Here is a 23,667-nt window from a genome sequence, read left to right as displayed (position 1 = left end):
ACGGAGGCTTCGGGCCCAAATAAGCAAACGTTTAGTACTGTTGAGCTGGGGCAGAAAATATTGCCTAAACTAATTAACTCATTAATGTAGGTACAGCAGTTGCGAGAAGCAGAGTCTAACCTACTCTCTGTTAGCAGGTTAGACTCTCAATTTATAGCAGCTTTAACTTCAGTAGTTTTAACGTGAGCAATTTCAGTTTAAGATCTTCAACTCGTGACAAACAAAATAAATCAGCGCAGTGAATTTAAATTAAATAGCCCTTAAAAAAGCTAATAATGCATCTTTTTCATCATTCGTCAGTTGAGAATAAGTTTCTTTAGCACTCTCTGATTCACCACCATGCCACAAGATTGCTTGCTCAATGGTGAGGGCTCGACCATCATGCAAGAATCGACTTTTCCCATCTCCTTCAATTAAACCTAATCCCCATAATGGTGGTGTACGCCATTCATCAGCTTCTGCACCGGACTCTTTTGCACCATCACTAAGCTCAGGGCCCATATTGTGAAGCAATAAGTCAGTGTAAGGGTAAAATGTTTGATTACTGAGAATAGGGAATCTTTCCACTTCACCAGTACTTAACGTTTCTCGGTGGCATGCATTACAACCAGTAGAATTAAAAAGTGCTCTTCCCGCAAGGAATGTTTCCTGTTTATTAATTCGCCTTTCTGGCACCGCGAGTATAGTTAAAAAGTCATTAATATCCTGTACCGACTTATCAGATACTTCAGGGTCACCTCCCGATGGATAAATATTACATATTCCTTGATTATCAGAGCAAGGTTCTGCTGGGTTCAACGTTGAAGTTAATCCCATATCCTGTTGAAGTGCACCTACTATTTGCCCATCCAATGAACAATGGATAGCTTTCCAGCCGAAACGACCAATACATTGCTGTTGTTGGTTTGCTCTACCAGATATGCCATTCATATCAGTATCATTAATATCTTGATACTCAAGAATAACCGATTCAGGCACTAGATCTAATAATCCCATTCCAATCAATTGAGGCGATAGTCTAGGTGCTAAAACTATGCCTTCATCAAGCGCATTTACATTATCGTTTAAATGGAAAAGGATCTCATTTGAACTTCCTTCGGACCAGCTTACACTTCCTTCGGGCACTCCATCTGCGGAATAAGTTTGCAGTTGTGCACCCAACATAGAATCTACATTGCCCTCTATATCCCGTAATCTGAACAATATTCCATTGCCAGTGGAACCATCACTTTTTAATGATTCAGCTCTACTTGAAGATTCATGGCAATTTGCACATGAGTCAGTGATTGCAAGCGGACCATAACCATCAAGTAGATCTCGCGCCCCAGGAGCAGGGCCCCAAGTAGCGATAAATAACTCTCGGCCTTGGGAAGCCCCATTATATTCTTGAATATCAAGGTCAGGAATGAACTGTAAAAAACCATTATTTTCTTGATATTCTACCGTTGCAACTCCCCCAGTAGCTCCAAGTACTAAGGTGTTATCAACGACAGAGTCAGAAGCCCCATCCGAACCACCACAGCCCACCAATAAGATATTAAGTAATAAATATAATTTACTTTTCATTACTGATTAAACTCTACTTTTTGTGGAACAGTGTATCCCCAGATGTTGATTGGTTCTTTAATTCCTAACGATCCTTCGAAGCTCCATCCCCAACTAAATATAGAGCGATCTTTACGTAGGGCGATGGTATGTAATGCGCCAGGTGCAATATCCTGCACATTATTAAGATCGGCTATTGCGACAGTTGGAGAGATCGGGTCTTGATCTGATTCAAGGCCTAATGTCCCTGTTCCATTAAAACCCCATGGATAAATTAATTGATCGCTTTTTTCTACGAAACTTTGATTGCCATTTGCCCAAACTGCCTTAGCTTGTGTTATCCAAGGTAATTCAACTGCTTCGTAGATTTCATCAGGCCATGTATCTTCAACTGTGTTGCCTATTTGATTACTCGCATTTAATCCCCAACCGTAGACTTTTCCACTTTCACCTAGCGCAAGAACATGTGCTTTACCTGCTGCAACAGAAATAACTTTTTCGAGTAAAGGAATTTGTACTGGCGTATTATAATCGTTTGTATCATCACTACCTTGGCCTAATTGACCATTATCATTTTCCCCCCATCCCCAAAGAATACCATCTGAATCGATAGCGTAAGTGGAATCTGAAGCGGCAGTGATTAGAACAATATTAGTTAACGTAACAAGTTGAGGATAGTCAGCGTCTTCGTTAGAGCTATTGCCTAATTGGCCTTTATCATTCTCACCAAATGTAAAAACTTGGCCATTTTTATCTAATGCAACGGTATGGTCATAACCACGAGTGATTGAAACAATATCTTTAAGGGCGTTAATTTTTTGAGGTGTATAATAATCAACATCTAAAACTACACTATCTTGATCTCCTAACCCTAATTGACCGCCATCACCATCTCCCCAAGCCCATACATCACCTTCATTATCCAATGCGATGGATGCATTTTGGTTAAATGCTAAAGAAGTAAAAGTAACTAGTTCTTCGTTATCTAAGACTTCAATTTTTTGCGGCGTGGTTGGATGATTTTCATCTGTATTTAATTTACTAGTAAACCCTACTCCGGTTTGACCAAGGTTATTCCTACCCCATGTCCAAATCTGACCATCTATAATGGCCCCAGAGTGAGCACCTCCAGCTGCAACTTGTTGTCCAAAATAAATACTATCAGTCATAGATGCTACATTACCGGCAGCATCTAAGGCGATTAATTCATAATTGTTTAATCCTGGTGTTAAAACAAAAGAAACATCAAAATCCCCTCCATTAAAAGTTACGTTTTTGGTTAGATCGTTAACTTTCAACTGTAAAGAAGTTACCTCTTGATTGTCAGTAACGGTACCGTTAATAGAATAAGTGGAGGAATATATGCTGCGATTAGCGGCGAGTGTAGATAATGTGATCTCAGGTTCTGTCGTATCTTTATTAACTTCCGCAGAAGCAGGGCTATCGTTAGAATCGCACCCAGCAATAAATGTTAAAATGCAAACCGATAAAAAACTATGTTGTAACTTCATGCAACCTTCCAATGGCCAATTTAATGATAATGAATATCATTATTGATCCAAAGGTTGATGATTTCAAGCTCTTTTATTCTAGTAAGTTATAAAATTTGCTCTGCTTATTATAAAATTTATTAGTTTAGTTTAACGATCATAAAAGCAAATACCCGCTATCATTCATCACGATCAACAAACAACGTAATGAGTAAATATCGGGTATAAGCGATCAGTAAAAATAGCTCTTTATTTTTTATTGTATAGCGCTTGTCCTGTTTTATCTTGGTCTGACCAGAAATTAATATTGAACTGTGCATCTTCACTTAACTCTATTCTATGCCAATATTGTGGAGGACTCGTAGCAAATTGTCCGGCTTCAATAACCACTGTTACTTCTGGCTCAGTCGCTTCGCTATCTGCAAAACCAAAATATGTGACAACGCCTTCCATGACACATAATTGTCCGAAAACATCTGCCGCCGTATTATGATGAGTTAATAATGCTTTTGGCACAGTATCAACAGTGAAAAAAGGGGTGGAGCGTTGAATTGTCCAATTTGTTGGAATTCGTAAATGACTCATAATATTCTCCTAATTTTATAATATGGCAGATTTGATCTAACGAACCTAAACCTAGATTTCCATCGAATAAAGATCAAAGTGCCGCAGGTAATTCTCTTAGTAATGGAAAAGCTTTTTTCATGTGCCCTTCTGTTACGATAAATCCAACCATTTTTTTGTCTTCGTTATACGCCTTTACTGAGCACCCCTCGGTATCGATATCCGCTTGCCAAGAAGTGACACCGTTTACCATGTTGCCACCTAACTGCATTGGCATTTTCGGTGTTTTTACTTTAACTAACATCGCCGGTAAGGTGACCTCAGTAGCTTGCCCCAATAATGTTTTAGCTAACGCATTCGCACTTAACATTATGGGTTGTAAGTACGACATCACCTTGCCATTTATCTCAGCACAATCTCCCAAGGCATAAATATTGTTGACAGATGTTTGTAACTGCAAATTAACAACTAAACCATTGTTGACGTTGATACCTGATTTTCGTGCTAAGCCTGTATTTGCTTTTAAACCTGCCGCAGAAATAACACAATCAACAATCTGTGTTTCACCTGAGCTAAGCGTGACACAAATACCTGTTTTGTTTGTATTTAATGCGCTTTTGTCTGATAAACAGTTATTCAATGAATGGACGGTTTTTCCCAATTCAAACACAACACCTGCGTCAGTCATTTTATTGCGAAGTTGATTCGCGACCAAGTCTGGTAGCATATTTGCCATCAAACCTTTACTAGGATCAACCACCAGCACCTTTTTACCGCTACTCGATAGATCCATCGCAATCTCAGTGCCAATCAACCCTGCACCAATAACTAAAACACGTTGAGCTTGCTGCAACTGTTGTTGTGCACTTTCAAACTCACGTAAACTATTAAGCGTGATCACTTTGTCAGTTGCATCACCTAACATAGTCGGAATAAAGGCCCGTGCTCCCGTCGCTAAAACAAGTTTTGAATAAGGATACGTGACACCTGCAACCAAAATTTCTTGGTGTTCGAAATTGATCTGCTCAACTTCAGTAAATGCATGTAAATCAAAATTAAATTCAGTGGCAAAGTCTTCTCCAGTTAGCCGGATAAGATCTGCGCTACTCTGTTCATTAGTAAATACATGACTTAAATCTGGTTTGTTGTAATCATGCCCTGCATCTAGCGTGAAAACAGAAATTGCTATCGTTTGATCCGTGCGTCTAATGGTTTTGATTAATTGGTAAGCGGCAAAGCCGCTACCAATAATAATGATCGGTGCACTCATGATGCTTTGCTCTGTGCAACCGCAACAAATACATCTTTACCTAATCCACATTCAGGACAAAGGAAGAAGTCCGGCACATCGTTCCAAGCAGTACCAGCTGCAACATCTTGATTTGGCTCACCAATAGCAGGCTCATAAACCCAGTTACAAACCGTACATAACATATCTTGAGCATCATCAACTTGAACGGCTTCAGTTTTAGAAGGCGCTGCTTGAGTTGTAGAAGGTGCTACTTGAGGTGCTGGATCGCCCTGTACACTAGCCTTTACAATAGGCTCTGCAATAATAGGTTTGATAGTCATAGGTTGGTTAGCAGTGATAGACTGAATATTACTGATATAATGTAATGCCCAGCTTTTTGCAATGCCGCGGCCATATTCACGACATTCGTTCATTGCTTTACCATCAGGTCGCCATTTTGTTTTTAAGCTGTCAGCAGTTTCAAAACCTGCATCCATTAAACGTATATTAATACGGTCAACGGCACCGCCATTCCAACCATAACTACCAAATGCAGCGGCTTTTTTATCTTTAAAACGTAATCCTGTTATCTCTTCTAGCATCGCAGCGATTTGCGGCATCATCACGTTGTTCATGCTTGGTGATCCCACTAATACACCCTTAGAACGGAATACATTAGATAATATTTCGTTTTTATCTTGGCGTGAAACATTGAATACCTTAACCGCAACACCAGGGTCAACATCATGAATCCCCTGTGCCATGGCGTCAGCCATCATGCGTGTATTGTTAGACATAGAGTCGTAAAAAATAGTGATGCGGTCTTCTTGATAATTATCTGCCCACTCTAGGTATTGATGGATAATTTGCGTAGGGTCATCGCGCCAAATAACACCATGGGCAGTTGCAATCATATCAACAGGTAGGTTGAAGCTAAGTACCTCTTTAATCTTAGCAGTCACGAGCGAACTAAAAGGCGTTAAAATATTTGCGTAATAACGTAAACATTGTTCTTTTAATTCATTTTGATCAACTTCGTCATTAAACAAATGCTCATCACAATAATGTTGACCAAATGCATCATTACTAAACAGCACGGCATCATCGGTCAGATAAGTCATCATACTATCTGGCCAGTGCAACATTGGCGTTTCTACAAATATCAATTGTTTGCCGTTACCAATATCCAATGAGTCACCGGTTTTTACGATATTAAAATTCCATTCAGGATGATGATGCTGACCTGTAATTGAATCAATTGCATTTTCTGTACAGTAAATAGGGGTATTAGGAATTTTTGCCATTAGCGCGGGTAATGCACCTGAGTGATCTTCTTCCGCATGATTAATAACAATAAAATCAATCTCATTTAGATCAATTTCCATCTCTAGATTTTGCACAAACTGTAAGCTAAAACGATGATCAACCGTATCAATCAATACATTTTTTTGTTCACGAATCAAATAGCTGTTATAGCTAGTACCTTTTGTTAATTTGAATTCCATACCATGGAAGTTTTCTACTTCCCAATCACGTTGTCCAACCCAATGAATGTTATTTTTAATGTGAATAGTCATATTGTTACCTGCATAATTTATAAAAGATTTAAAAAGTTATCTCCTATATTGCAGATTACATGCCAAAACATAAAGCACTGATTTAATGACACTTATTAATTTAAATTGTCATTATGACACCACTTAAACAATGTCATTTAAACAATAAAAGTGTCATAATGACAATAGCAAATCACTTTATAGTAGGTTTAACATGAGTAATAAATACCAGGCATTAACACAATTAGCGATTGATCTAACAGTCAGCGTTTCTAGTCAGGATAGATTTGATCGTCTGCTGTCAGTTATCCGTAAGCTATTTAATTGTAATGCTTCAGCATTATTAGCTTTTCAGCACCAACAATTTTCCCCACTAGCGATTAATGGCCTTTATGATGAAGTATTAGGACGACGCTTTAATATTCAAGAACACCCAAGATTAGAGGCGATTGCTAGAGCAGGCGATGTTGTCCGCTTTCCTGCTGACAGCACATTACCCGACCCCTATGATGGGCTTATTCCGAATCATCATGGAGAGTTAAATGTTCATTCTTGTATCGGGCTACCATTACTTGCTAACGATAGTTTAATTGGTGCATTAACAATCGATGCTTTCGACCCTCACCAATTTGATCAATTTAGTAATGATGACCTACGTATTATCAGTGCTCTAGCCGCAGCAAGCTTGCATACTTCACTGTTAATGGAGAAGTTAGAAAACCAAGCAGGCGTATTCAGTAATAGCGACCCACTTGACGCATTTACGCAACAGGCAAGTGGCATGATTGGTCAGTCACAGGGGATTTTAGATCTTAAATCACAAATTAAAGCAGTAGCTGACACTGAATTGTCGGTTTTGATCACTGGTGAAACAGGTGTGGGTAAAGAGCTAGTAGCCTCTTCCATCCATCAACAGTCTACACGTTGCGATAATAACCTGATCTATTTAAACTGTGCAGCATTGCCAGAATCGGTCGCAGAAAGTGAACTATTTGGACATGTGAAGGGGGCATTTACTGGAGCAATAAGTGATCGTAAAGGTAAATTTGAACTTGCCAATAACAGCACACTTTTTCTAGACGAAGTTGGGGAGTTGCCGCTATCGTTACAAGCAAAACTGCTTCGTGCTTTACAATACGGCGATATACAACGTGTTGGTGACGAAAAGAGTTTAAAAGTAAATACACGAATTGTCGCAGCAACTAATCGTACATTGCATAAGGAAGTGAAAGCAGGACGTTTTCGTGCAGATCTTTACCATCGATTGAATGTATTCCCTGTACATGTTCCCCCACTGAGAGAGCGAGATAATGATGTCGTATTATTATCAGGGTTCTTTGCTGAACGATGCCGTGCAAAATTAGGTTTTAAACGTTTGACCATTGACCCCGCTGCTATCAATATTTTACAACAATATTCGTGGCCGGGTAATGTGCGAGAGTTAGAGCATGCCATCAATCGTGCGGCGGTGATTGCAAAATCACAAGCTGCAGATTCATACCTACAATTAAAAGCAAGCCACTTTCAACTCAATGCAGAACATCTGCTCACACAGGATCAATCATTAACAAATACAACATCGACTGAAAATAGTAAACTATTTTGCACTACAGATGATCAAGGATTACGCGAAGCAACCAATGACTTTCAAGCGACTATCATTAAACAGGCATACCAAGAAAATGCTAACAACTGGGTAGCAACAGCAAAGCAACTTAAGCTGGATACCGGTAATCTCCATCGTTTAGCTAAACGACTTAATTTGAAATAAAGTTCATTGCTTATTATGTGGAAGGCTTTAGATTATTCGCCTTTACATATAATGATCAGCACATCTCATCAATGATGAGCTTGTAGAAAATAGTCTTTATTTGTTACAAGCTCAATCATCTATTAGTAATAAAATAATTATTTATTAGCACTTATTTATTAACAATTACCAATAATTTTCAGAACTGAACTGTCCTACTTCACGACGCAAATGCTTTTTATAACCCATTTCTTGCAATGTGTCGCGGCTGTCATGAACCATTTCAGGGTTACCACAGAGTAAAAAGAAACTATTAATGGGATCTAATTCAACGCCTGCAAATTCAGATAAAGCACCGGATGATAATAATTGAGGGATCCTGCCACTCAGAGCGTAGGATACTTTTTCACGTGAAACGACTGGAATATAATGAAAGCGATCACCAAAGCGTTGTTGTATTTCCGCTATTCGTTCGCGATAAATTAACTCTTCTTCTTTACGAACTGCATGTACTAATACCACTCGCTCAAATTGTTGTTGAGAAGCCGGATCGGCAAGTATCGATAGGAAAGGACCAATGGCAGTACCAGTAGATAACAACCACAAATCACGAGCGGTTTCTGGGATCTCATCCAATGTCATAAATCCCGCGGGATCTTCACCAACATAGAGCTTATCTCCCGGTTGTAAAATATCTAGTCGAGGCGATAAGTCCCCTTCTGGTACCGTCACTAACAAAAACTCTAGTATTTTTTCATTAGGAGCATTGATCATTGAATAGGCTCTACGCTGCCACTCTCCTTCAGGTGTCGGGAGTGCTAGCTTAGTGAATTGCCCTGCTTTAAAGGGCATCATTGAAGCCTGTATTTTTAAACTGAAAAGTTTTTCTGTCCAATCAGTTCGACCAACAACAGTGCCTTCAATTAAACGCGGGGGAATAGAATTATTATCCATAGTGTTTCTCCAAGATTAAAATCCAAGGTTAACCATGACATGCATTACATATACAGGTTATACCCAGAAAAATTATCAAGCAATGAGAAAATTAGATTGTGTTTATTTTAATATTGTAGATAAAGTTACGCGATGAAGGCTTTGTAGAAAACAAGCATTATCACAAGTCTAGCAATAATATAACCGCCACCAATGAATATTTTTTTACAAGCTGACTATCAATTAAAAAATCCAATAAGAAAGAGAGAAAAGAATAGTGAAAGGGAAGATATGCAAAACTTAAAGCTCACTCAATAATGCAAGCTTTAAGTTTTATGATGAATGGAAAAGTACTAACTGACAGCCAGCTCTCCTTCAGCCTGAGATAATAAAGCAAACTCCTCTTCTGCAGAATTCGCCACTAAATTATTACGGCCAATTAATACGTAATACAACATGCCCACAGCAAACAATGCCAATGTAAAATAAAAGGCTCTTACGTCGTAGGCATAAACTCCGGTTAATGCGAGTAAAGACAATACAAATGAAATACCTGAAGTCACTACACCACCTGGAGTTTTATAAGGACGATTTAAATTAGGTTGTTTAATGCGCAATAATATATGACTGCCCGACATCATGGCATACGATACCGTTGCCCCTACGACAGCCATTGATAACATCAAGTCACCTTCACCAGTTAATGATAATAGGAAGCCTAAGATACCAGGGAAAATTAATGAGCGAACGGGCACTTTACGTTTACTAGTTAATGATAATTTTTGTGGTAAGTAACCTGCACGGGATAATGCAAATACCAAGCGGCTATAACCATAAATAATTGAGAAGAACGACGCAACTAAGCCCGCTAAACCTAACACGTTAACAACGGTTGCAAGGTTAGTATTTCCAGTCATATTCAGTGCATCTACCAACGGTACCGCACTTGATCCCGTCGCTTTTGCACCAGCAGCGCCTGCCACCAGCACGACCACTAATGTCGCAGTCCCTAATAAAAAAATCATAGCTGCAATAATTCCTTTAGGCACATCTTTAGCAGGATCTTTTGCTTCTTCTGCTGCTAGCGGTACGCCTTCAACAGCTAAGAATAACCACATTGCAAAAGGCAAAGCAGCCCAAACACCGTAATACCCCATCGGTAAAAATTCACTGCCATTGGCAAGTGGTGCCACATCAAATAAATTTTCCGTATTAAAAGCAGGTAATAAAACCACGCCAGTAGCAATAATAGCAACCACCGCTAATGCACTGATCACCATCATTACTTTTAAGGCTTCGCCAGCACCAAAAATATGGATACCTACAAAAATCAGATAAAAAACAGCATAAACAATGGGACCGTCCATACCTATGAGTTCATTCACAGCAGAACCAATAAAAATAACAATCGCAGCAGGCGCAAGTGTATATTCAATTAATACAGCCAACCCAGTAAGATAACCACCAACAGGTCCCATTGCTTGACGTGCAAAACTATAACCACCACCCGCGGCAGGAATGGCAGAGGACATTTCTGCTAATGATAAAACTAAGGTTAAATACATTACGCCCATCAAAACAGCAGCAATAACAAAACCACCCCATCCAGCTTGTGCGATACCAAAGTTCCATCCGGCAAAATCACCAGAAATAACATATGAAACACCTAGACCCGCAAGTAAGATCCAACCCGCTGCTCCCTTTTTTAATTGTCTTTGAGCAAGATACTCTTTATTAGTAGACATAAGACTTCCTTTTTATTGTGGTTAGATAATTAATGATTAAACAGTAAATCGTTGTTGTCACTGGTCAAACAGAAATGCTGTTGCTCAGTGTTATCAAGTAATGAATCTTCAGAACGATCTTTTAAATTCACACCTGTTAATTCAAGACGAAGGGACTCAGTGAGTAAATAATGCCCCTTATGTACCGCAGCTTGGTACTTCAAGCCTTCAGGGCGAATATTTGAAATGCAATTACGTAATGAATCTTCAATACCGCGTTTAGCATTCCATGTTAAATACATCCCCATACTGTCAGGTGAACTTAATCCCGGACGTTCACCAATCAGAAGTACAACCTGTTTAGCATTCAAGGCTTCACAAACATCGTCTCCTACAGCAACACGACCTTGTTGAACAACGCAGATAGGAGCGATATTTAATTTTTTGTTGGACTCTTCATTGAGACGACGAATAAAAAGCTCAACAAAGTTTTTAGCATGGTGGCTAATCGCGTAAGAAGATAAACCGTCAGCAAGCACAAACACTAAATCGTAGCGTTCACCTGATGTAGGTTGTAAAGAAGAAATAGACTTTTCATCCAATTGACGCCCTAAATCGGGACGTTGCAGATATTCCATGCGGTCACGTGCTTTACTATGTAACTTTTGTATTGGTAAGTAAGGCTTTAATATTTCAGATTCTGCAAATTGTTCACATAATTTATCGACATCCAGTGGTACATGAACCGCATCAATAGCTTGTGCATGAGAAAGCTGAAAACGCAGTAGTTCAGATGTTGGAAGACTTGTACCAACGCGACCTAATCCAATACGAGCATTAGTAAACTGACGTAACTTTTCCCAAGGGTCTTTATGTATTATTTTCGAGTCGTTGGGTTTAATGTCACTCATAAAAGCTCCTTGATCATATTTAATGGATGAGCAAAGCGTTCAGGTAATGTGTTACTTAATTGGGTAAGGTTATCAGCGGGTGCCAATTGCATTTTTTTAAGCCACTGGTCAAACTCTGGTGCAGGACGCAGCCCTAATACTTGACGCGCATAAAGTGCATCATGGAAAGACGTTGTTTGATAGTTAAGCATGATGTCATCAGAGCCGGGAATGCCCATGATAAATGAACACTCTGCAACCCCTAATAGCGTTAGTAAGTTGTCCATATCATTTTGATCGGCGTAGGCGTGGTTGGTATAACAAATATCACACCCCATCGGTAAACCTAATAACTTCCCACAGAAATGATCTTCTAAACCTGCTCGAATAATTTGCTTCCCATCAAAAAGGTATTCAGGACCTATAAAGCCAACCACAGTATTCACTAATAAAGGTTTAAATTTGCGTGCGACTGCGTAAGCACGTGTTTCACAAGTTTGTTGATCCACACCGTGATGGCCGTTAGCAGAAAGAGCACTTCCCTGTCCGGTTTCAAAATACATCACATTATTACCGACAGTCCCGCGTTTTAACTCTAATGCGGCTTGATGCGCTTCATTTAATACGTTGAGATTTACACCAAATCCTTGATTGGTGGCTTCAGTACCACCAATCGACTGAAAAACCAGATCCACAGGCGCGCCAAGTTCTATTGCTTCGATGGTGTTAGTAACATGCGTTAATACACAAGACTGTGTTGGTATTTCATAATGTTGAATAACGTCATCCATCAACTTCATTAATTTAACCGCTTGTGAAACGCTATCAGTTGCAGGGTTAATTCCTAAAACTGCATCACCACTGCCGTACATCAAACCATCAAAAATAGTCGCAGCAATCCCATTAACGTCATCCGTGGGGTGATTAGGCTGTAAACGCGTAGAAAGGTGTCCCGGTAGACCAATCGTGTTGCGAAATTGCGTCGTAATATTGCACTTTTTAGCCACTAAAATTAGATCTTGGTTACGCATGATTTTACTCACCGCAGCAACCATCTCAGGTGTAATACCCGCTCGAATACGCTTAAAGTCGACTTCCGTTATGGCTTCTTGTAATAACCAATTGCGAAAATCACCTACCGTCAAATGAGCGATTTCTGCAAATGCATTAGCATCGTGTTCATCAATAATAAGACGCGTGATTTCATCACTTTCATAGGGGATTAATGTTTCTTGTAAAAATGTACTTAATGGCAAGTCTGCTAATAACATTTGCGCGACAACACGTTGCTCCGATGAAAGTGCTGCTACACCGGCTAGTTGATCGCCCGAGCGCATTGGTGATGCTTTGGCCATCAAATCAGCAAGATCATTAAATTTATAAACATGGCTACCAAGCTGATAACGGTAATTGGACATATAAAAGACCTCAAACATAAAATTGGGCGCAAACATTGCAAACTAGATAAGTAATAATTAGCGAGGATCATTCCAACTGAGTGACGCTATTGCGCAAACAATAAAATACTTTTAAAACATAAAGTTATATTTGCATTGCATCAAATTAAGGCATCGAGATGAAAAGTGAAAATTTAAAATTTTTAGAGCAGCACCAAGGTAGTACTACCTCTGCACTAGATAGGTGCAAATCATTTACTTTTGATGTGAACCAACAAGCCGAAAGCTTGGTGCAATGGGAACAGCGCTATAACCAACATAGTAGTGGGACTTTTAGCGGTTATTTAGATGAATTGAAGTTAGCGGGTATCCATTTTTTTGAAGAATTCACCAATCAAACATTACTACAACAATGTGCAGTAAAAGACGATAATTTATGGTTAGGTTTTTCGTTGCAAACGCAGCGTCCAAAAATTAATAATTATCAAATAGAAGCAGGTCAGATAATGACACGCCCATCGGGCGTTGAGTTTGAGTTGCTTACTCCTGCCGACTTTCATATTTATGGTTTAGTTGTGAATAAAGACAGCATAAGCCAAGAAATGGTTGGTCCTGACCAAGCATTATGGGAAAACCGAGATAATACAATGCAAGCTTCTGCACCCAATCATTACGTAAGTTATGAACTTGCTAAGCTAATCAGTTTACTCCTCAATAATAACAACTCACCAAGTGGTAAAAATAGCATTATCAATGAACACAACCTGTCTCGCTTAACCACGTTAAAGCCATTGATCACATCTAAAGTTGCCGACCTACTGGCACAAACTGAATATACAAATGAACAACATTTTGGTCACTACCAAACGACACAAAGAGTGATTACAGAGATCACCAACTATATTAAGCAGACCAATCATTACCCATTAACAATCACTGAATTATGCCAAATTGCTCATGTCAGCAGGAGAGCATTACAGTATTGTTTTGAACAAGGTTTAGGTATCTCACCCATACAATATATAAGAGAATGTCGTCTCAACGAAATAAGGCGCGTTTTATTAGGTAGTGGTCAGCAGAATACAATCGCTGATCTTGCATTAAATTTTGGATTTTTTCACCTTGGTACTTTTAATGCGCAATATAAACAATTATTTGCAGAAACGCCGACTCAAACGTTGCAACGTTCAGAACGCTACCAGGATGCCAATATCAGCAAAAATACATTAAAGCCCTCAATTATTGATAAGTAAGTATTAACGTATATGAATTGCGCTCTTTAATCTGCTACTGCTATGTTATTATCTTGATTCTTTCACTGAAAAAAGTACGTAACTATGTCAATAACGCAGTCAACAACGTCGCTAACAATACCACCAATAAAGCCATCTCCACTACTTGCTCGTGCTATCGATATCTGCAAAGCTAACAACGTACGTTTTACAGCAGTACGACAACAAGTTTTCACTTTAATGGCTGAACATAAAGGCGCGATCACGGCATATGAGTTATTAGAGCAATTACAAGTATTTGATAGCAAAGCTAAGCCACCGACTATCTATCGTGCATTAGAGTTTCTGCTAGAAAACCACTTTATTCATCGTATAGAATCTTTGAATTCTTATTTAATGTGCTGTCATTTAGGTTGCGAACATGCGATGCAATTGTTGATCTGTAATAAGTGTAAAAAGGTCATTGAATTAAGTGATCCTGTTATTGATGAGGCATTTTCTGCGAAAGCTTCACAGTTTGGCTTTAAAATTACCAATAAAGTGTTAGAAGCGCATGGAATTTGTGAAACCTGCCTCTATAATTAGTCTCATAAAAAATTAACCCACTTAATCATTATGAGCAGTAATTAAACTATGAATGCAGAATTTGTTAACCCGTTTTTATCCTCATTTATTAATGTTTTAAAAACCATGGCGATGTTGGATATTAAACCAGGGCGTCCAAGCCTAAAAAAAGATACCGTCGCACGTGGTGATGTTTCAGGATTAATTGGTATGGTTGGCCCAACTACTTCAGGATCATTTTCAATTAGTTTTGAGAAAAAATTAGCATTAAATGTATTTGAAATGATGGTAGGTGAAAAAATCGAGGATATCTCTGATGATATTACGGATATGGTGGGTGAAATCACTAACATGGTCGCAGGTGGTGCCAAGCGTCAACTCGGTGAAAAAGGCTTTGAATTTGACATGGCAACACCTATTGTTGTTACCGGTGAAAACCATTCAATTAGCCATCAAGTTAATGGTTCTAAAGTATTAATGCCTTTTAAATCAGATAAAGGTAATGCCTATATCGAGATTTGTTTTACTAAACCTAATTAATCCCTTTCAAGCTTTACGTTAACTTCCTTTAAGTTAACTCCCTAAAGTTAACCTCTAGTGCAAATCCACTCCCAGAAAACATCTAAAAAAAATAGCCAAAAAAAACCCTCAATACACGCAACACATATTGAGGGGAATGAGAAGAAAGCATGGACAATGTTATATCTTCATATTATTTGTCCTATTATTTTTAATTAAGTTCAAAATTAATGCGCTTCATCCCAATTATTACCAACATCTGCGTCAGCAATTAATGGCACAGCTAAATCAGCTGCATTCGCCATAATGGCTTGAATCTCTTTTGTATACTCTTCGACGCATTCTTCTTTAATCGCAAACACTAATTCATCGTGTACTTGCATGAGTATTTGAACGCTACCAGCCGGCTTTTGTTTCACCCACTCTGCCATTTTGATCATCGCTTTTTTGATAATATCAGCAGCGGTACCTTGCATCGGCGCATTGATAGCTGCGCGTTCTGCCGCTTTCTTCAACATACCATTTTTAGCATTGATATTAGGTAACTGTAGGCGACGTCCAAAGACAGTCTCTACATAGGCTTTTTCATTCGCTAACAAACGCGTATCTTCCATGTAAGTTAATACTGCTGGGTAGCGACTAAAATAACGATCCATGTAAGTTTGTGCTTCTTGACGACCAATATTTAACTGTTTTGCTAAGCCGAATGCGCTCATACCGTAAATCAAACCAAAGTTAATCGCTTTAGCACTACGACGCTGATCAACCGTCACTTCATCAAGTGATACAGAGAATACTTCAGCAGCAGTTGCCTTATGGATATCTTTACCCGTTGAGAAAGCCGTTAATAGGCCATCATCTTGAGACAAATGCGCCATAATACGTAATTCAATTTGGCTGTAATCGGCAGCAACAATTTTATATCCCGGTTGTGCAATAAACGCTTGGCGAATACGACGGCCTTCTGCACTACGGATTGGAATATTTTGTAAATTTGGATCGCTTGATGATAGACGACCAGTCACTGTGACTGCTTGATGGTAAGAAGTATGTACTCGACCTGTTTGTTCATTGACCATTAATGGCAATTTATCAGTATAAGTCGATTTTAATTTACTTAAACCACGGTGCTCAATAATCAACTTAGGTAACGGGTAAGTTAACGCTAACTCTTGAAGCACTTCTTCTGCTGTAGAAGGGGCACCTTTAGGTGTTTTCTTAATAACAGGAATATTGAGCTCTTCAAATAAAATAGTCTGTAATTGCTTCGGTGAACTCAAGTTAAAAGGTTTACCAGCTTCTTCATAAGCTAATTCTTCTAGCTCTAATAAACGTTTTGCAATTTCAACACTTTGCACACCCAGTAATTTACTATCAATTTCTACGCCGCCTCTTTCTATGTCAGATAAGACAGTTAATAGCGGCATTTCTATTTCATCTAATACCTTCAATAACTCAGGCGTTTCTTTTAAGCGTGTTTGTAACTCAAGATGTAAACGCAACGTAATATCTGCGTCTTCAGCTGCATAAGGAGCCGCTTCTTTAATCGCTATTTGATTAAAGGTCAGTTGTTTCTTACCTTTACCAGCAATATCTTCAAAGCTGATACATTTATGGCCTAGATATTTTAACGCTAAGGTATCCATATCATGCTTACCGGTACTATCTAATACATATGACTCCAGCATAGTATCAAAAGCGATACCGCCTAATGTAATACCATGGTTAAGTAAGACACTGCGATCGTATTTAAGATTTTGACCTACTTTTTTATGTTCATCTGAGGTTAACAAAGGCGTTAGCAATTCAAGTGTCTCAGTAAAATCTAATTGTGTAGGTGCATCAATGTAATCATGCATTAATGGTAGGTAAGCGGCTTCAATAATAGGCGCGGCTTCTTCACCCACATTAGTCTGAATAGCAAAAGATAATCCAACGATTTTAGCTTGCATGTAATCTAAGCTGGTTGTTTCAGTATCAAAAGCGAATACGTCTGCTTGCTTTAATTTTTTAATCCACTGTAATAATTGGCCTTTTGTGTAAATCGTTTTATAACTATCACGATCTACCATTGATTTAGCGGCTTCTATAGGCGCAACAAACTGCCCTTCTTGAGATGAAGAAGCTTTAGCGACTAAATTATCACCTGCTAATAATGATGCTAACCAACGTTTAAACTCCAATTTTCCAAATAGTTTAATCAGCTCATCAGTATCTTGCGGAGAAGGTTTAAAATCTTCATAGCCTTGGTCTAATTCAACATCTAATTTAATGGTAGCCAATAAGTAAGACAAACGCGCCATTGCTTCGTTATCTTGCATTTTTTTAGCCATGGTTTTACTGCCACGGAAACCTAAATCAGCTAGTTTATCTAAGTTTTCATAGATACTATCCATGTTGCCTAAACCTTGTAACATAGCTAACGCAGTCTTTTCACCCACACCTGGTACACCAGGAATATTATCGACCTTATCACCCATTAGCGCTAAATAATCGATGATCATTTCAGGTGGGATACCAAATTTTTCTTTAACCCCTTCAACATCTAAAGTGGTATTAGTCATGGTGTTAATTAAGAAGGTATGTTCATCAACTAATTGCGCCATATCTTTATCACCAGTACTGATCAGAGTCTTTACTCCCATCTTACTCGCTTGTAACGCTAAGGTACCGATCACATCATCCGCTTCAACACCCGGAATAGTTAAAATAGGTAAGCCCATTGCTTTGATCACCGCATGTAACGGTTCTATTTGGCTACGTAAATCATCAGGCATACTCGGACGATTGGCTTTGTATTCACCATACATATCGTCACGGAAGGTTTTTCCCTTCGCATCAAAGACCACCACGATGTGAGTCGGACTAAATTGCTTTAATAGGCTTTGTAGCATGTTAACAACGCCGTAAACAGCACCAGTCGCTTCGCCTGCAGAATTAGTTAAGTGTGGTGGAGAGAAGAAAGCACGATATAAATAAGAGGACCCATCAACAAGTACAAAGGGATTTTCAGGAACTACAGCCATAGATTAACTACCAATCAGATAAAATTGTTACCTAGTATACCTACACGACATAAAATAGTGATCACGTTTTATTATATTGTCTTCGACAAATCGTAAGTTATTAAATAAAGGTAATAGGTGAAGTGTTAACCAACAGTAGAAGTTAACTATTAATTATCGCCTACTAATAGGTATTAATGAGAAATAAACATTTACTTTCAACATGGAACAATCTGTGGATAACTCTGTTAATGAATTTGTTGAAAATTTGAGGCAGCACAAAACATTGAAATTAAACTTTATTTTTCAATTAGATAGAGATGAAATAAAAATGAAAAATGCACATTCAACATTTTGTTGAATGTGCATAACAAATAGAGTAAATCAGTTATTTAGGAGAAATTAGCTTGTGTAATGCCCTACAGGGTTTGCATACATTTTTAATACGGTATCCTGCAACTCTGGTTTTATCGCTTGAATACGAGCCTTAAAGGCGGCGATTTCTTCTGCTGAAATATTATCAACATCTTGCTCTGCAGCAATCAAATTAGAAGGGTGTAAAAAGTAGTTCTGGTAAATTTGTGTATCAATTTCTTCCGCTACTTGATCCGCATTCTCAAACTCACTTTGTAATGGGGTACCGAATGAGACATGGACATGGCCTTTTTGACCTATAATGCCACTAACAATACTTTCGATATCTTCAAATTCAGTTTTTTTGTATTCTCCAAACTCTGCTTTTTCATATAACTCACGCGCTTTTTGTTGATCGCAAGGATCCAACTCGTAAGAAACAGCGACAGGAACAATATTCAAAGAATTAATATATTCAGCAAAAGGGATTTTCTGTTTTTTACCATTCACATAAAACATTTTAATGATTGCAGGATCAGTTTTATCAAAACCATCTTTTGCACGTCCTTCTTTTTGTGCAATCCAAATACTGCTATCTTCCTTTAATGAGCTACAAATATAATCTGATAAATGTGATAGTGATTTCATCATTTCACGTACACCAACCACAGAACGTTTCACAACAAAGCTTTTATTCATGCGCATTAAATCTGCGACAAATGGTTTACTAAGTAAATTATCACCTATCGCAATACGTACTGTTTTAAAGTTTTCTGAATATAGAGCCCAGTTTACAAAAGAAGGATCCATTGCTATATCTCGATGATTTGAAACAAAAAGGTAGCTTTTATTTGGGTCTAGATTTTGTAATCCAGAATAAGTGAAATTAGTGGTCGTAGAATCGATCATACGTTGCACGTAATGACCCATGATTTTTTGCATTTGATCGATGCTATTGATATTGCCCCACTTATACAAAAAGTAGCGACGTATTAATGGTTTTAGTAAAAACCCTAAAAACTTAGATAACTTAGAAAAACGAAAACTTAATATCGCATCAATAAACTCTTCGCTATTAATGACACGCTTGATAGCAGGCTGTATCTCTTGGTCATTATATGGACGAATATCGCTAAACTTATCGACGTTACTTGGCATGTTTTAATTCTCTATAAAATGGATGACGTATTTTACACGATTTTGACTATTTCAGCGAGTATATTTCAAACATCTACCAGTCGGGCTTAAATCGAAATAACTCTTGTTTAGACAAGAGTTTAAAAGTTGCTTGATCAATATGAGCAGTTTTAAAATAACTTGCTAACCACTCATTCTTGAATAAACGAGAAGCACGCAATTGCTCATATTTTGCAAAATAAACGGCTTTAAATAGAATTTGTCCCAACACAGAACGAGAGTCAAAATCGATATTTTCTACTTCTTCAGTTAATGCAGTGACTAAATGAGGAAAGTCCTTGGAGAATACTGGAGTCGCAAGCTTAACGCTCATCATTAGATCGGATTTAGTGATCAATAACGCCTGCAATGAGGCAAGATCAGACTTGAGGTCATGAAAAAAGTCATGGCGCATACTTTCACCTTGTTCACGAGCTTCTAGAATAAAGCGCGAGCGGACATTTTCAAATGAGACGAGGTATTGATGGAAAGCGGCAGTATAAGCAAAATTGAGCATCGCAGATAACATCTGCCCTTCATAGGGATGACGGTATCCCGCTTCTAACATTAACGAAGTACAAGTTTGACCTAAGGTCAATTGATAGCGCCACAATTTTTTGGTAAACAAACGATTATGCTGATTATAAATATTAATACGATGTTTAAACATCAACGCAGGAATTAAATACCGTAATCCATTAGTACCAATCATGCCAACAGCAGTTTGCACATCATGAACAATACGTTTTTGTCTGCCTAATAAAGCCATAAAATCTTGACTAGAAACAAGGCCAATCACATGATTACGCGCATATGGGTTACGATCTAATAACTCAGCCAATACTGAATATCGCGTTTCTTTCGCAATCAGTGCCGTTAGTAAATCAACACATTGTTGATGCATTTGTAAGTGGTCACACAATACACGTTGAGTATTACCCAGCTTTTCATCGATGGTTGTTAATAGTAATTTCTGAAAATCACGGACTAATAATGCCTCACGTCTTTGTTGTAATTTTTTTTCCTCTAACACACGCATTTTACGTTCTTTTTCAACGCTTAATAAAGTACGTTGATGCCAACCACTTGGTTGATTAGGATCGCTACCTTGTTGATCAATTTCTTGTTCATTTAGACCGTCATTATAGTCCTCTTCTTTATAGACTTTACTTTTGCCGACTAAGAAGCGAAGAAATAATTGATCGATATCTGTTGCTGCAGAGAGTACTTTATTTACCATCAAACGATTTAAACCCAGTAGTAGGTGTTAGCAAGTGATAACAAACGTTATCACTTGCTGGAGCATTAAATGAATGCAAACGCATCGCCATAGATATTATCGATTAAAGCACCTTGTTTAATGAAATCTTCACGAGCAATTTTTGCCATTTCAAAGCGACCTACAATATAAATATCAAACTCAGACAAGTCACTAAATTCATCTAATACTGCTTGATGAACATAACCTTTTTTACCCTGCCAAAATGCTTCAGGTAATTCAACAACGGGATGAAAATGGATATTTTTATGCTCGGTAGACCAGTTGATAGCTTGCTCTTCAAAATAAAAATGTGAATATTCCTTAACTCCCCAGTATAGGTAAACAGGATTCTTCAATTCAGATTCAACAATTTGCTCTAAAATCGATTTCACATAAGAGAAGCCCGTTCCACCTGCCATTAAGATAATAGGACGAGTTGAAGATTCACGTAAATAAGCTGCCCCGTTAGCAATTTCAACTTCTAATGACTCACCTGACTGCATTTTCTCAACAACTTGCATTGCATATTTATTATCTTCAGTGGCACCGATATGTAATTCAATTAAATCGCTTGAAGGTGTATTTGCAATTGAGAAATGGCGTTTATCGCCTTCTCCCATTACCACTGAAACATATTGACCCGCTTTAAAAGGTGCACTACTGGTTGGCGCTAAAAAAACACGATATAAAAACGCATTTAACTTCTCAATCGAAGCAACATTACAAGTAATTTGTGGCATTAATTTCTCTTTTAATTGTGTTGGCGGTAATGATGATTTGGGTGATGATAGCTGATCATATCATTAACATTTAATCAACTATCTATACTTGTGATCATTCAATATATAATGAGTATATTATGACAAAATATCCAACTCATTCCAAAGATCATCTATTTTTTCTTTTACGGCTTCATCCATCACAATAGGCGTACCCCATTCACGGGTAGTTTCACCAGGCCATTTGTTAGTTGCATCTAAGCCCATTTTTGAACCTAAGCCAGATACTGGAGAAGCAAAATCTAAATAATCGATAGGAGTATTATCAATCAATGTGGTATCGCGACTTGGATCCATCCGTGTGGTCACAGCCCACATAACATCATTCCAATCTCGAACATTAACATCATCATCACATACGATAATAAATTTAGTGTACATAAACTGGCGTAAGAAAGACCAAATCCCTAACATCACCCTTTTCGCATGACCAGGATAACTTTTCTTCATCGATACAACAGCCATTCGGTATGAACAGCCTTCAGGTGGCAAATAGAAATCAACAATTTCAGGGAATTGTTTTTTAATAATAGGTACAAACACTTCATTAAGCGCCACGCCAAGTATTGCTGGTTCATCTGGCGGACGTCCAGTATAAGTACTGTGATAAATAGGGTCTTTTCTAGTTGTAACATGGGTTACTGTCATCACTTGAAAGTCATCAACTTCATTGTAATAACCAGTATGATCGCCATAGGGTCCTTCAGGTGCTTCTTCACCTGGCATCAAATAACCTTCTAAAATCATTTCAGCCGTGGCAGGCACATCTAAATCATTGCTTAAACAACTAGCGACTTTAGTACGGGAACCACGTAACAAACCAGCAAAAGCATATTCAGATAAGGTATCTGGAACAGGTGTTACAGCCCCTAAAATAGTCGCAGGATCAGCTCCTAAAGCAACACTCACGTGGAACGGTTTACCCGGATTTGCTTCTTGCCATTCACGAAAATCAATTGCACCACCACGGTGTGATAACCAACGCATGATAATTTTATTTTTAGAGATCAACTGTTGACGATAGATACCGAGGTTTTGGCGTTTTTTATAAGGACCTCTAGTGATTGTTAACCCCCAAGTAATTAACGGAGCAACGTCACCAGGCCAGCATTTCATAATAGGTAATTTAGTTAAATCAACATCATCACCTTGCATCACCACTTCTTGACAAGCAGGCGAACTTACCTTTTTGGTTGGCATATTTAATACTTGCTTGAAAATAGGCAACTTTTCCCACATCGCCTTTAAGCCTTTAGGTGGCTCAGGCTCTTTTAAATAAGCAAGCCATTCACCAACTTCACGTAATTCACTCACTTTTTCTTTACCCATTGCTAATGCAACACGTTCAGTGGTGCCAAAGAGATTAGTTAATACAGGCGTGTCGTAACCTTTAGGATTTTCAAACAACAAAGCAGGTCCGCCAGCACGTAGCGTACGGTCGGATATTTCAGTCATTTCTAAATTCGGGTCTATTTCTTGGCTAATACGTTTTAATAGCCCTTTTTCTTCTAGTTGATTTAAAAAATCACGCAAATCATCAAACTTCATATTCACCTGCTTATTATATTGAACGATTACATCTTGTTATGTGAGTCATTATCTAAGATTAATACGAAAGATAGTCAATAACTGATCAAGTTTACTGATAAAAATAAGTAATGTCTTAATTGAATAGAAGAATCTTGATAATTCGACTC

Annotated in this window: 17 protein-coding genes and 1 pseudogene; 4 read left to right on the top strand and 14 right to left on the bottom strand. The window is 38.2% G+C overall.

Translation table 11 applies throughout. The annotated features are described in order from the left end of the window. Nucleotides 1–249: 249 nt before the first annotated feature. The 5 genes from MT391_RS14175 to norV all read right to left on the bottom strand — a co-directional run bounded on the left by MT391_RS14175 (nt 250) and on the right by norV (nt 6,407). Nucleotides 250–1,566 carry a di-heme oxidoredictase family protein gene (locus tag MT391_RS14175; RefSeq protein WP_499498662.1) on the bottom strand — a complete coding sequence of 439 codons (1,317 nt, stop codon included), beginning with the start codon at nt 1,564–1,566 and terminating at the stop codon, nt 250–252. Beyond that, nucleotides 1,566–3,056, bottom strand: coding sequence for an RCC1 domain-containing protein (locus tag MT391_RS14170; protein ID WP_499498660.1), 1,491 nt, complete (start codon nt 3,054–3,056; stop codon nt 1,566–1,568). Before MT391_RS14170 ends, MT391_RS14175 begins: the two co-directional genes overlap by 1 nt. 228 nt (nt 3,057–3,284) lie before the next feature. After that, nucleotides 3,285–3,620 (bottom strand): TehB family protein, encoded by a 336-nt coding sequence (locus MT391_RS14165; protein WP_028867844.1) that lies wholly within the window; start codon nt 3,618–3,620, stop codon nt 3,285–3,287. A gap of 73 nt (nt 3,621–3,693) precedes the next feature. Beyond that, nucleotides 3,694–4,869 carry an NADH:flavorubredoxin reductase NorW gene (gene norW / locus MT391_RS14160; protein WP_499498658.1) on the bottom strand — a complete coding sequence of 392 codons (1,176 nt, stop codon included), beginning with the start codon at nt 4,867–4,869 and terminating at the stop codon, nt 3,694–3,696. Beyond that, nucleotides 4,866–6,407 (bottom strand): anaerobic nitric oxide reductase flavorubredoxin, encoded by a 1,542-nt coding sequence (gene norV / locus MT391_RS14155; RefSeq protein ID WP_499498656.1) that lies wholly within the window; start codon nt 6,405–6,407, stop codon nt 4,866–4,868. The genes norW and norV overlap by 4 nt, the downstream gene beginning before the upstream one ends. 193 nt (nt 6,408–6,600) lie before the next feature. On the opposite strand from norV, the gene norR reads away from it, so the two are divergent. Then, nucleotides 6,601–8,157 carry a nitric oxide reductase transcriptional regulator NorR gene (norR, locus tag MT391_RS14150; RefSeq protein WP_499441693.1) on the top strand — a complete coding sequence of 519 codons (1,557 nt, stop codon included), beginning with the start codon at nt 6,601–6,603 and terminating at the stop codon, nt 8,155–8,157. A gap of 165 nt (nt 8,158–8,322) precedes the next feature. Here norR and MT391_RS14145 read toward each other — a convergent pair whose 3' ends face one another. The 4 genes from MT391_RS14145 to MT391_RS14130 form a co-directional block, all read right to left on the bottom strand. Next, nucleotides 8,323–9,090, bottom strand: a complete 768-nt coding sequence (locus tag MT391_RS14145; RefSeq protein WP_499498654.1) for a ferredoxin--NADP reductase — start codon at nt 9,088–9,090, stop codon at nt 8,323–8,325. 332 nt (nt 9,091–9,422) lie between these two features. Beyond that, a complete protein-coding gene (eat, locus tag MT391_RS14140) occupies nt 9,423–10,814 on the bottom strand; it encodes an ethanolamine permease (RefSeq protein ID WP_166372096.1) in 1,392 nt (463 codons plus the stop codon). 29 nt (nt 10,815–10,843) lie between these two features. Then, nucleotides 10,844–11,704, bottom strand: a complete 861-nt coding sequence (gene eutC / locus MT391_RS14135) for an ethanolamine ammonia-lyase subunit EutC (RefSeq protein WP_499498652.1) — start codon at nt 11,702–11,704, stop codon at nt 10,844–10,846. After that, a complete protein-coding gene (locus MT391_RS14130) occupies nt 11,701–13,101 on the bottom strand; it encodes an ethanolamine ammonia-lyase subunit EutB (RefSeq protein WP_499498650.1) in 1,401 nt (466 codons plus the stop codon). The genes eutC and MT391_RS14130 overlap by 4 nt, the downstream gene beginning before the upstream one ends. Nucleotides 13,102–13,259: 158 nt before the next feature. Here MT391_RS14130 and MT391_RS14125 point away from each other — a divergent pair, with 158 nt between their 5' ends. The 3 genes from MT391_RS14125 to MT391_RS14115 all read left to right on the top strand — a co-directional run bounded on the left by MT391_RS14125 (nt 13,260) and on the right by MT391_RS14115 (nt 15,416). Further along, nucleotides 13,260–14,333, top strand: coding sequence for a helix-turn-helix domain-containing protein (locus MT391_RS14125; protein ID WP_166372093.1), 1,074 nt, complete (start codon nt 13,260–13,262; stop codon nt 14,331–14,333). Nucleotides 14,334–14,417: 84 nt separating this feature from the next. After that, on the top strand, nt 14,418–14,897 hold the full coding sequence (locus MT391_RS14120) for a transcriptional repressor (protein ID WP_299667499.1): 480 nt from the start codon (nt 14,418–14,420) through the stop codon (nt 14,895–14,897). Nucleotides 14,898–14,945: 48 nt separating this feature from the next. After that, nucleotides 14,946–15,416: a chemotaxis protein CheX gene (locus tag MT391_RS14115; RefSeq protein ID WP_166372091.1), complete on the top strand. Its 471-nt coding sequence runs from the start codon at nt 14,946–14,948 to the stop codon at nt 15,414–15,416. A gap of 206 nt (nt 15,417–15,622) precedes the next feature. Here the strand turns inward: MT391_RS14115 and polA are convergent, their stop codons facing one another. From polA to ubiD, 5 genes and pseudogenes are all read right to left on the bottom strand, one after another. Then, nucleotides 15,623–18,421, bottom strand: coding sequence for a DNA polymerase I (polA, locus tag MT391_RS14110; RefSeq protein ID WP_499498648.1), 2,799 nt, complete (start codon nt 18,419–18,421; stop codon nt 15,623–15,625). Nucleotides 18,422–18,802: 381 nt separating this feature from the next. Continuing rightward, a complete protein-coding gene (locus tag MT391_RS14105; protein ID WP_166372089.1) occupies nt 18,803–19,912 on the bottom strand; it encodes a 1-acyl-sn-glycerol-3-phosphate acyltransferase in 1,110 nt (369 codons plus the stop codon). Between the two features lie 73 nt (nt 19,913–19,985). After that, nucleotides 19,986–21,170, bottom strand: a complete 1,185-nt coding sequence (locus tag MT391_RS14100) for an HDOD domain-containing protein (protein ID WP_499498646.1) — start codon at nt 21,168–21,170, stop codon at nt 19,986–19,988. A 65-nt stretch (nt 21,171–21,235) separates the two neighbouring features. Then, nucleotides 21,236–21,931, bottom strand: a complete 696-nt coding sequence (gene fre / locus MT391_RS14095) for an NAD(P)H-flavin reductase (RefSeq protein ID WP_166372087.1) — start codon at nt 21,929–21,931, stop codon at nt 21,236–21,238. 147 nt (nt 21,932–22,078) lie between these two features. Continuing rightward, nucleotides 22,079–23,518: pseudogene (gene ubiD, locus MT391_RS14090) on the bottom strand (4-hydroxy-3-polyprenylbenzoate decarboxylase); the annotation flags it as partial. Nucleotides 23,519–23,667: the final 149 nt, after the last annotated feature.

It is taken from the genome of Vibrio sp. 1-Bac 57 (assembly GCF_037546855.1).
GTDB lineage: Bacteria > Pseudomonadota > Gammaproteobacteria > Enterobacterales > Psychromonadaceae > Psychromonas.
The sequence above is the reverse complement of the archived record's forward strand: the minus strand, read 5'-3'. Positions and strand labels throughout refer to the sequence as shown.

Bases quoted from the DNA above. Each gene is read 5' to 3' on its own strand.
- MT391_RS14175 (WP_499498662.1), bottom strand. From the start codon at position 1,566: ATGAAAAGTAAATTATATTTATTACTTAATATCTTATTGGTGGGCTGT.
- MT391_RS14170 (WP_499498660.1), bottom strand. From the start codon at position 3,056: ATGAAGTTACAACATAGTTTTTTATCGGTTTGCATTTTAACATTTATT.
- MT391_RS14165 (WP_028867844.1), bottom strand. From the start codon at position 3,620: ATGAGTCATTTACGAATTCCAACAAATTGGACAATTCAACGCTCCACC.
- norW (WP_499498658.1), bottom strand. From the start codon at position 4,869: ATGAGTGCACCGATCATTATTATTGGTAGCGGCTTTGCCGCTTACCAA.
- norV (WP_499498656.1), bottom strand. From the start codon at position 6,407: ATGACTATTCACATTAAAAATAACATTCATTGGGTTGGACAACGTGAT.
- norR (WP_499441693.1), top strand. From the start codon at position 6,601: ATGAGTAATAAATACCAGGCATTAACACAATTAGCGATTGATCTAACA.
- MT391_RS14145 (WP_499498654.1), bottom strand. From the start codon at position 9,090: ATGGATAATAATTCTATTCCCCCGCGTTTAATTGAAGGCACTGTTGTT.
- eat (WP_166372096.1), bottom strand. From the start codon at position 10,814: ATGTCTACTAATAAAGAGTATCTTGCTCAAAGACAATTAAAAAAGGGA.
- eutC (WP_499498652.1), bottom strand. From the start codon at position 11,704: ATGAGTGACATTAAACCCAACGACTCGAAAATAATACATAAAGACCCT.
- MT391_RS14130 (WP_499498650.1), bottom strand. From the start codon at position 13,101: ATGTCCAATTACCGTTATCAGCTTGGTAGCCATGTTTATAAATTTAAT.
- MT391_RS14125 (WP_166372093.1), top strand. From the start codon at position 13,260: ATGAAAAGTGAAAATTTAAAATTTTTAGAGCAGCACCAAGGTAGTACT.
- MT391_RS14120 (WP_299667499.1), top strand. From the start codon at position 14,418: ATGTCAATAACGCAGTCAACAACGTCGCTAACAATACCACCAATAAAG.
- MT391_RS14115 (WP_166372091.1), top strand. From the start codon at position 14,946: ATGAATGCAGAATTTGTTAACCCGTTTTTATCCTCATTTATTAATGTT.
- polA (WP_499498648.1), bottom strand. From the start codon at position 18,421: ATGGCTGTAGTTCCTGAAAATCCCTTTGTACTTGTTGATGGGTCCTCT.
- MT391_RS14105 (WP_166372089.1), bottom strand. From the start codon at position 19,912: ATGCCAAGTAACGTCGATAAGTTTAGCGATATTCGTCCATATAATGAC.
- MT391_RS14100 (WP_499498646.1), bottom strand. From the start codon at position 21,170: ATGGTAAATAAAGTACTCTCTGCAGCAACAGATATCGATCAATTATTT.
- fre (WP_166372087.1), bottom strand. From the start codon at position 21,931: ATGCCACAAATTACTTGTAATGTTGCTTCGATTGAGAAGTTAAATGCG.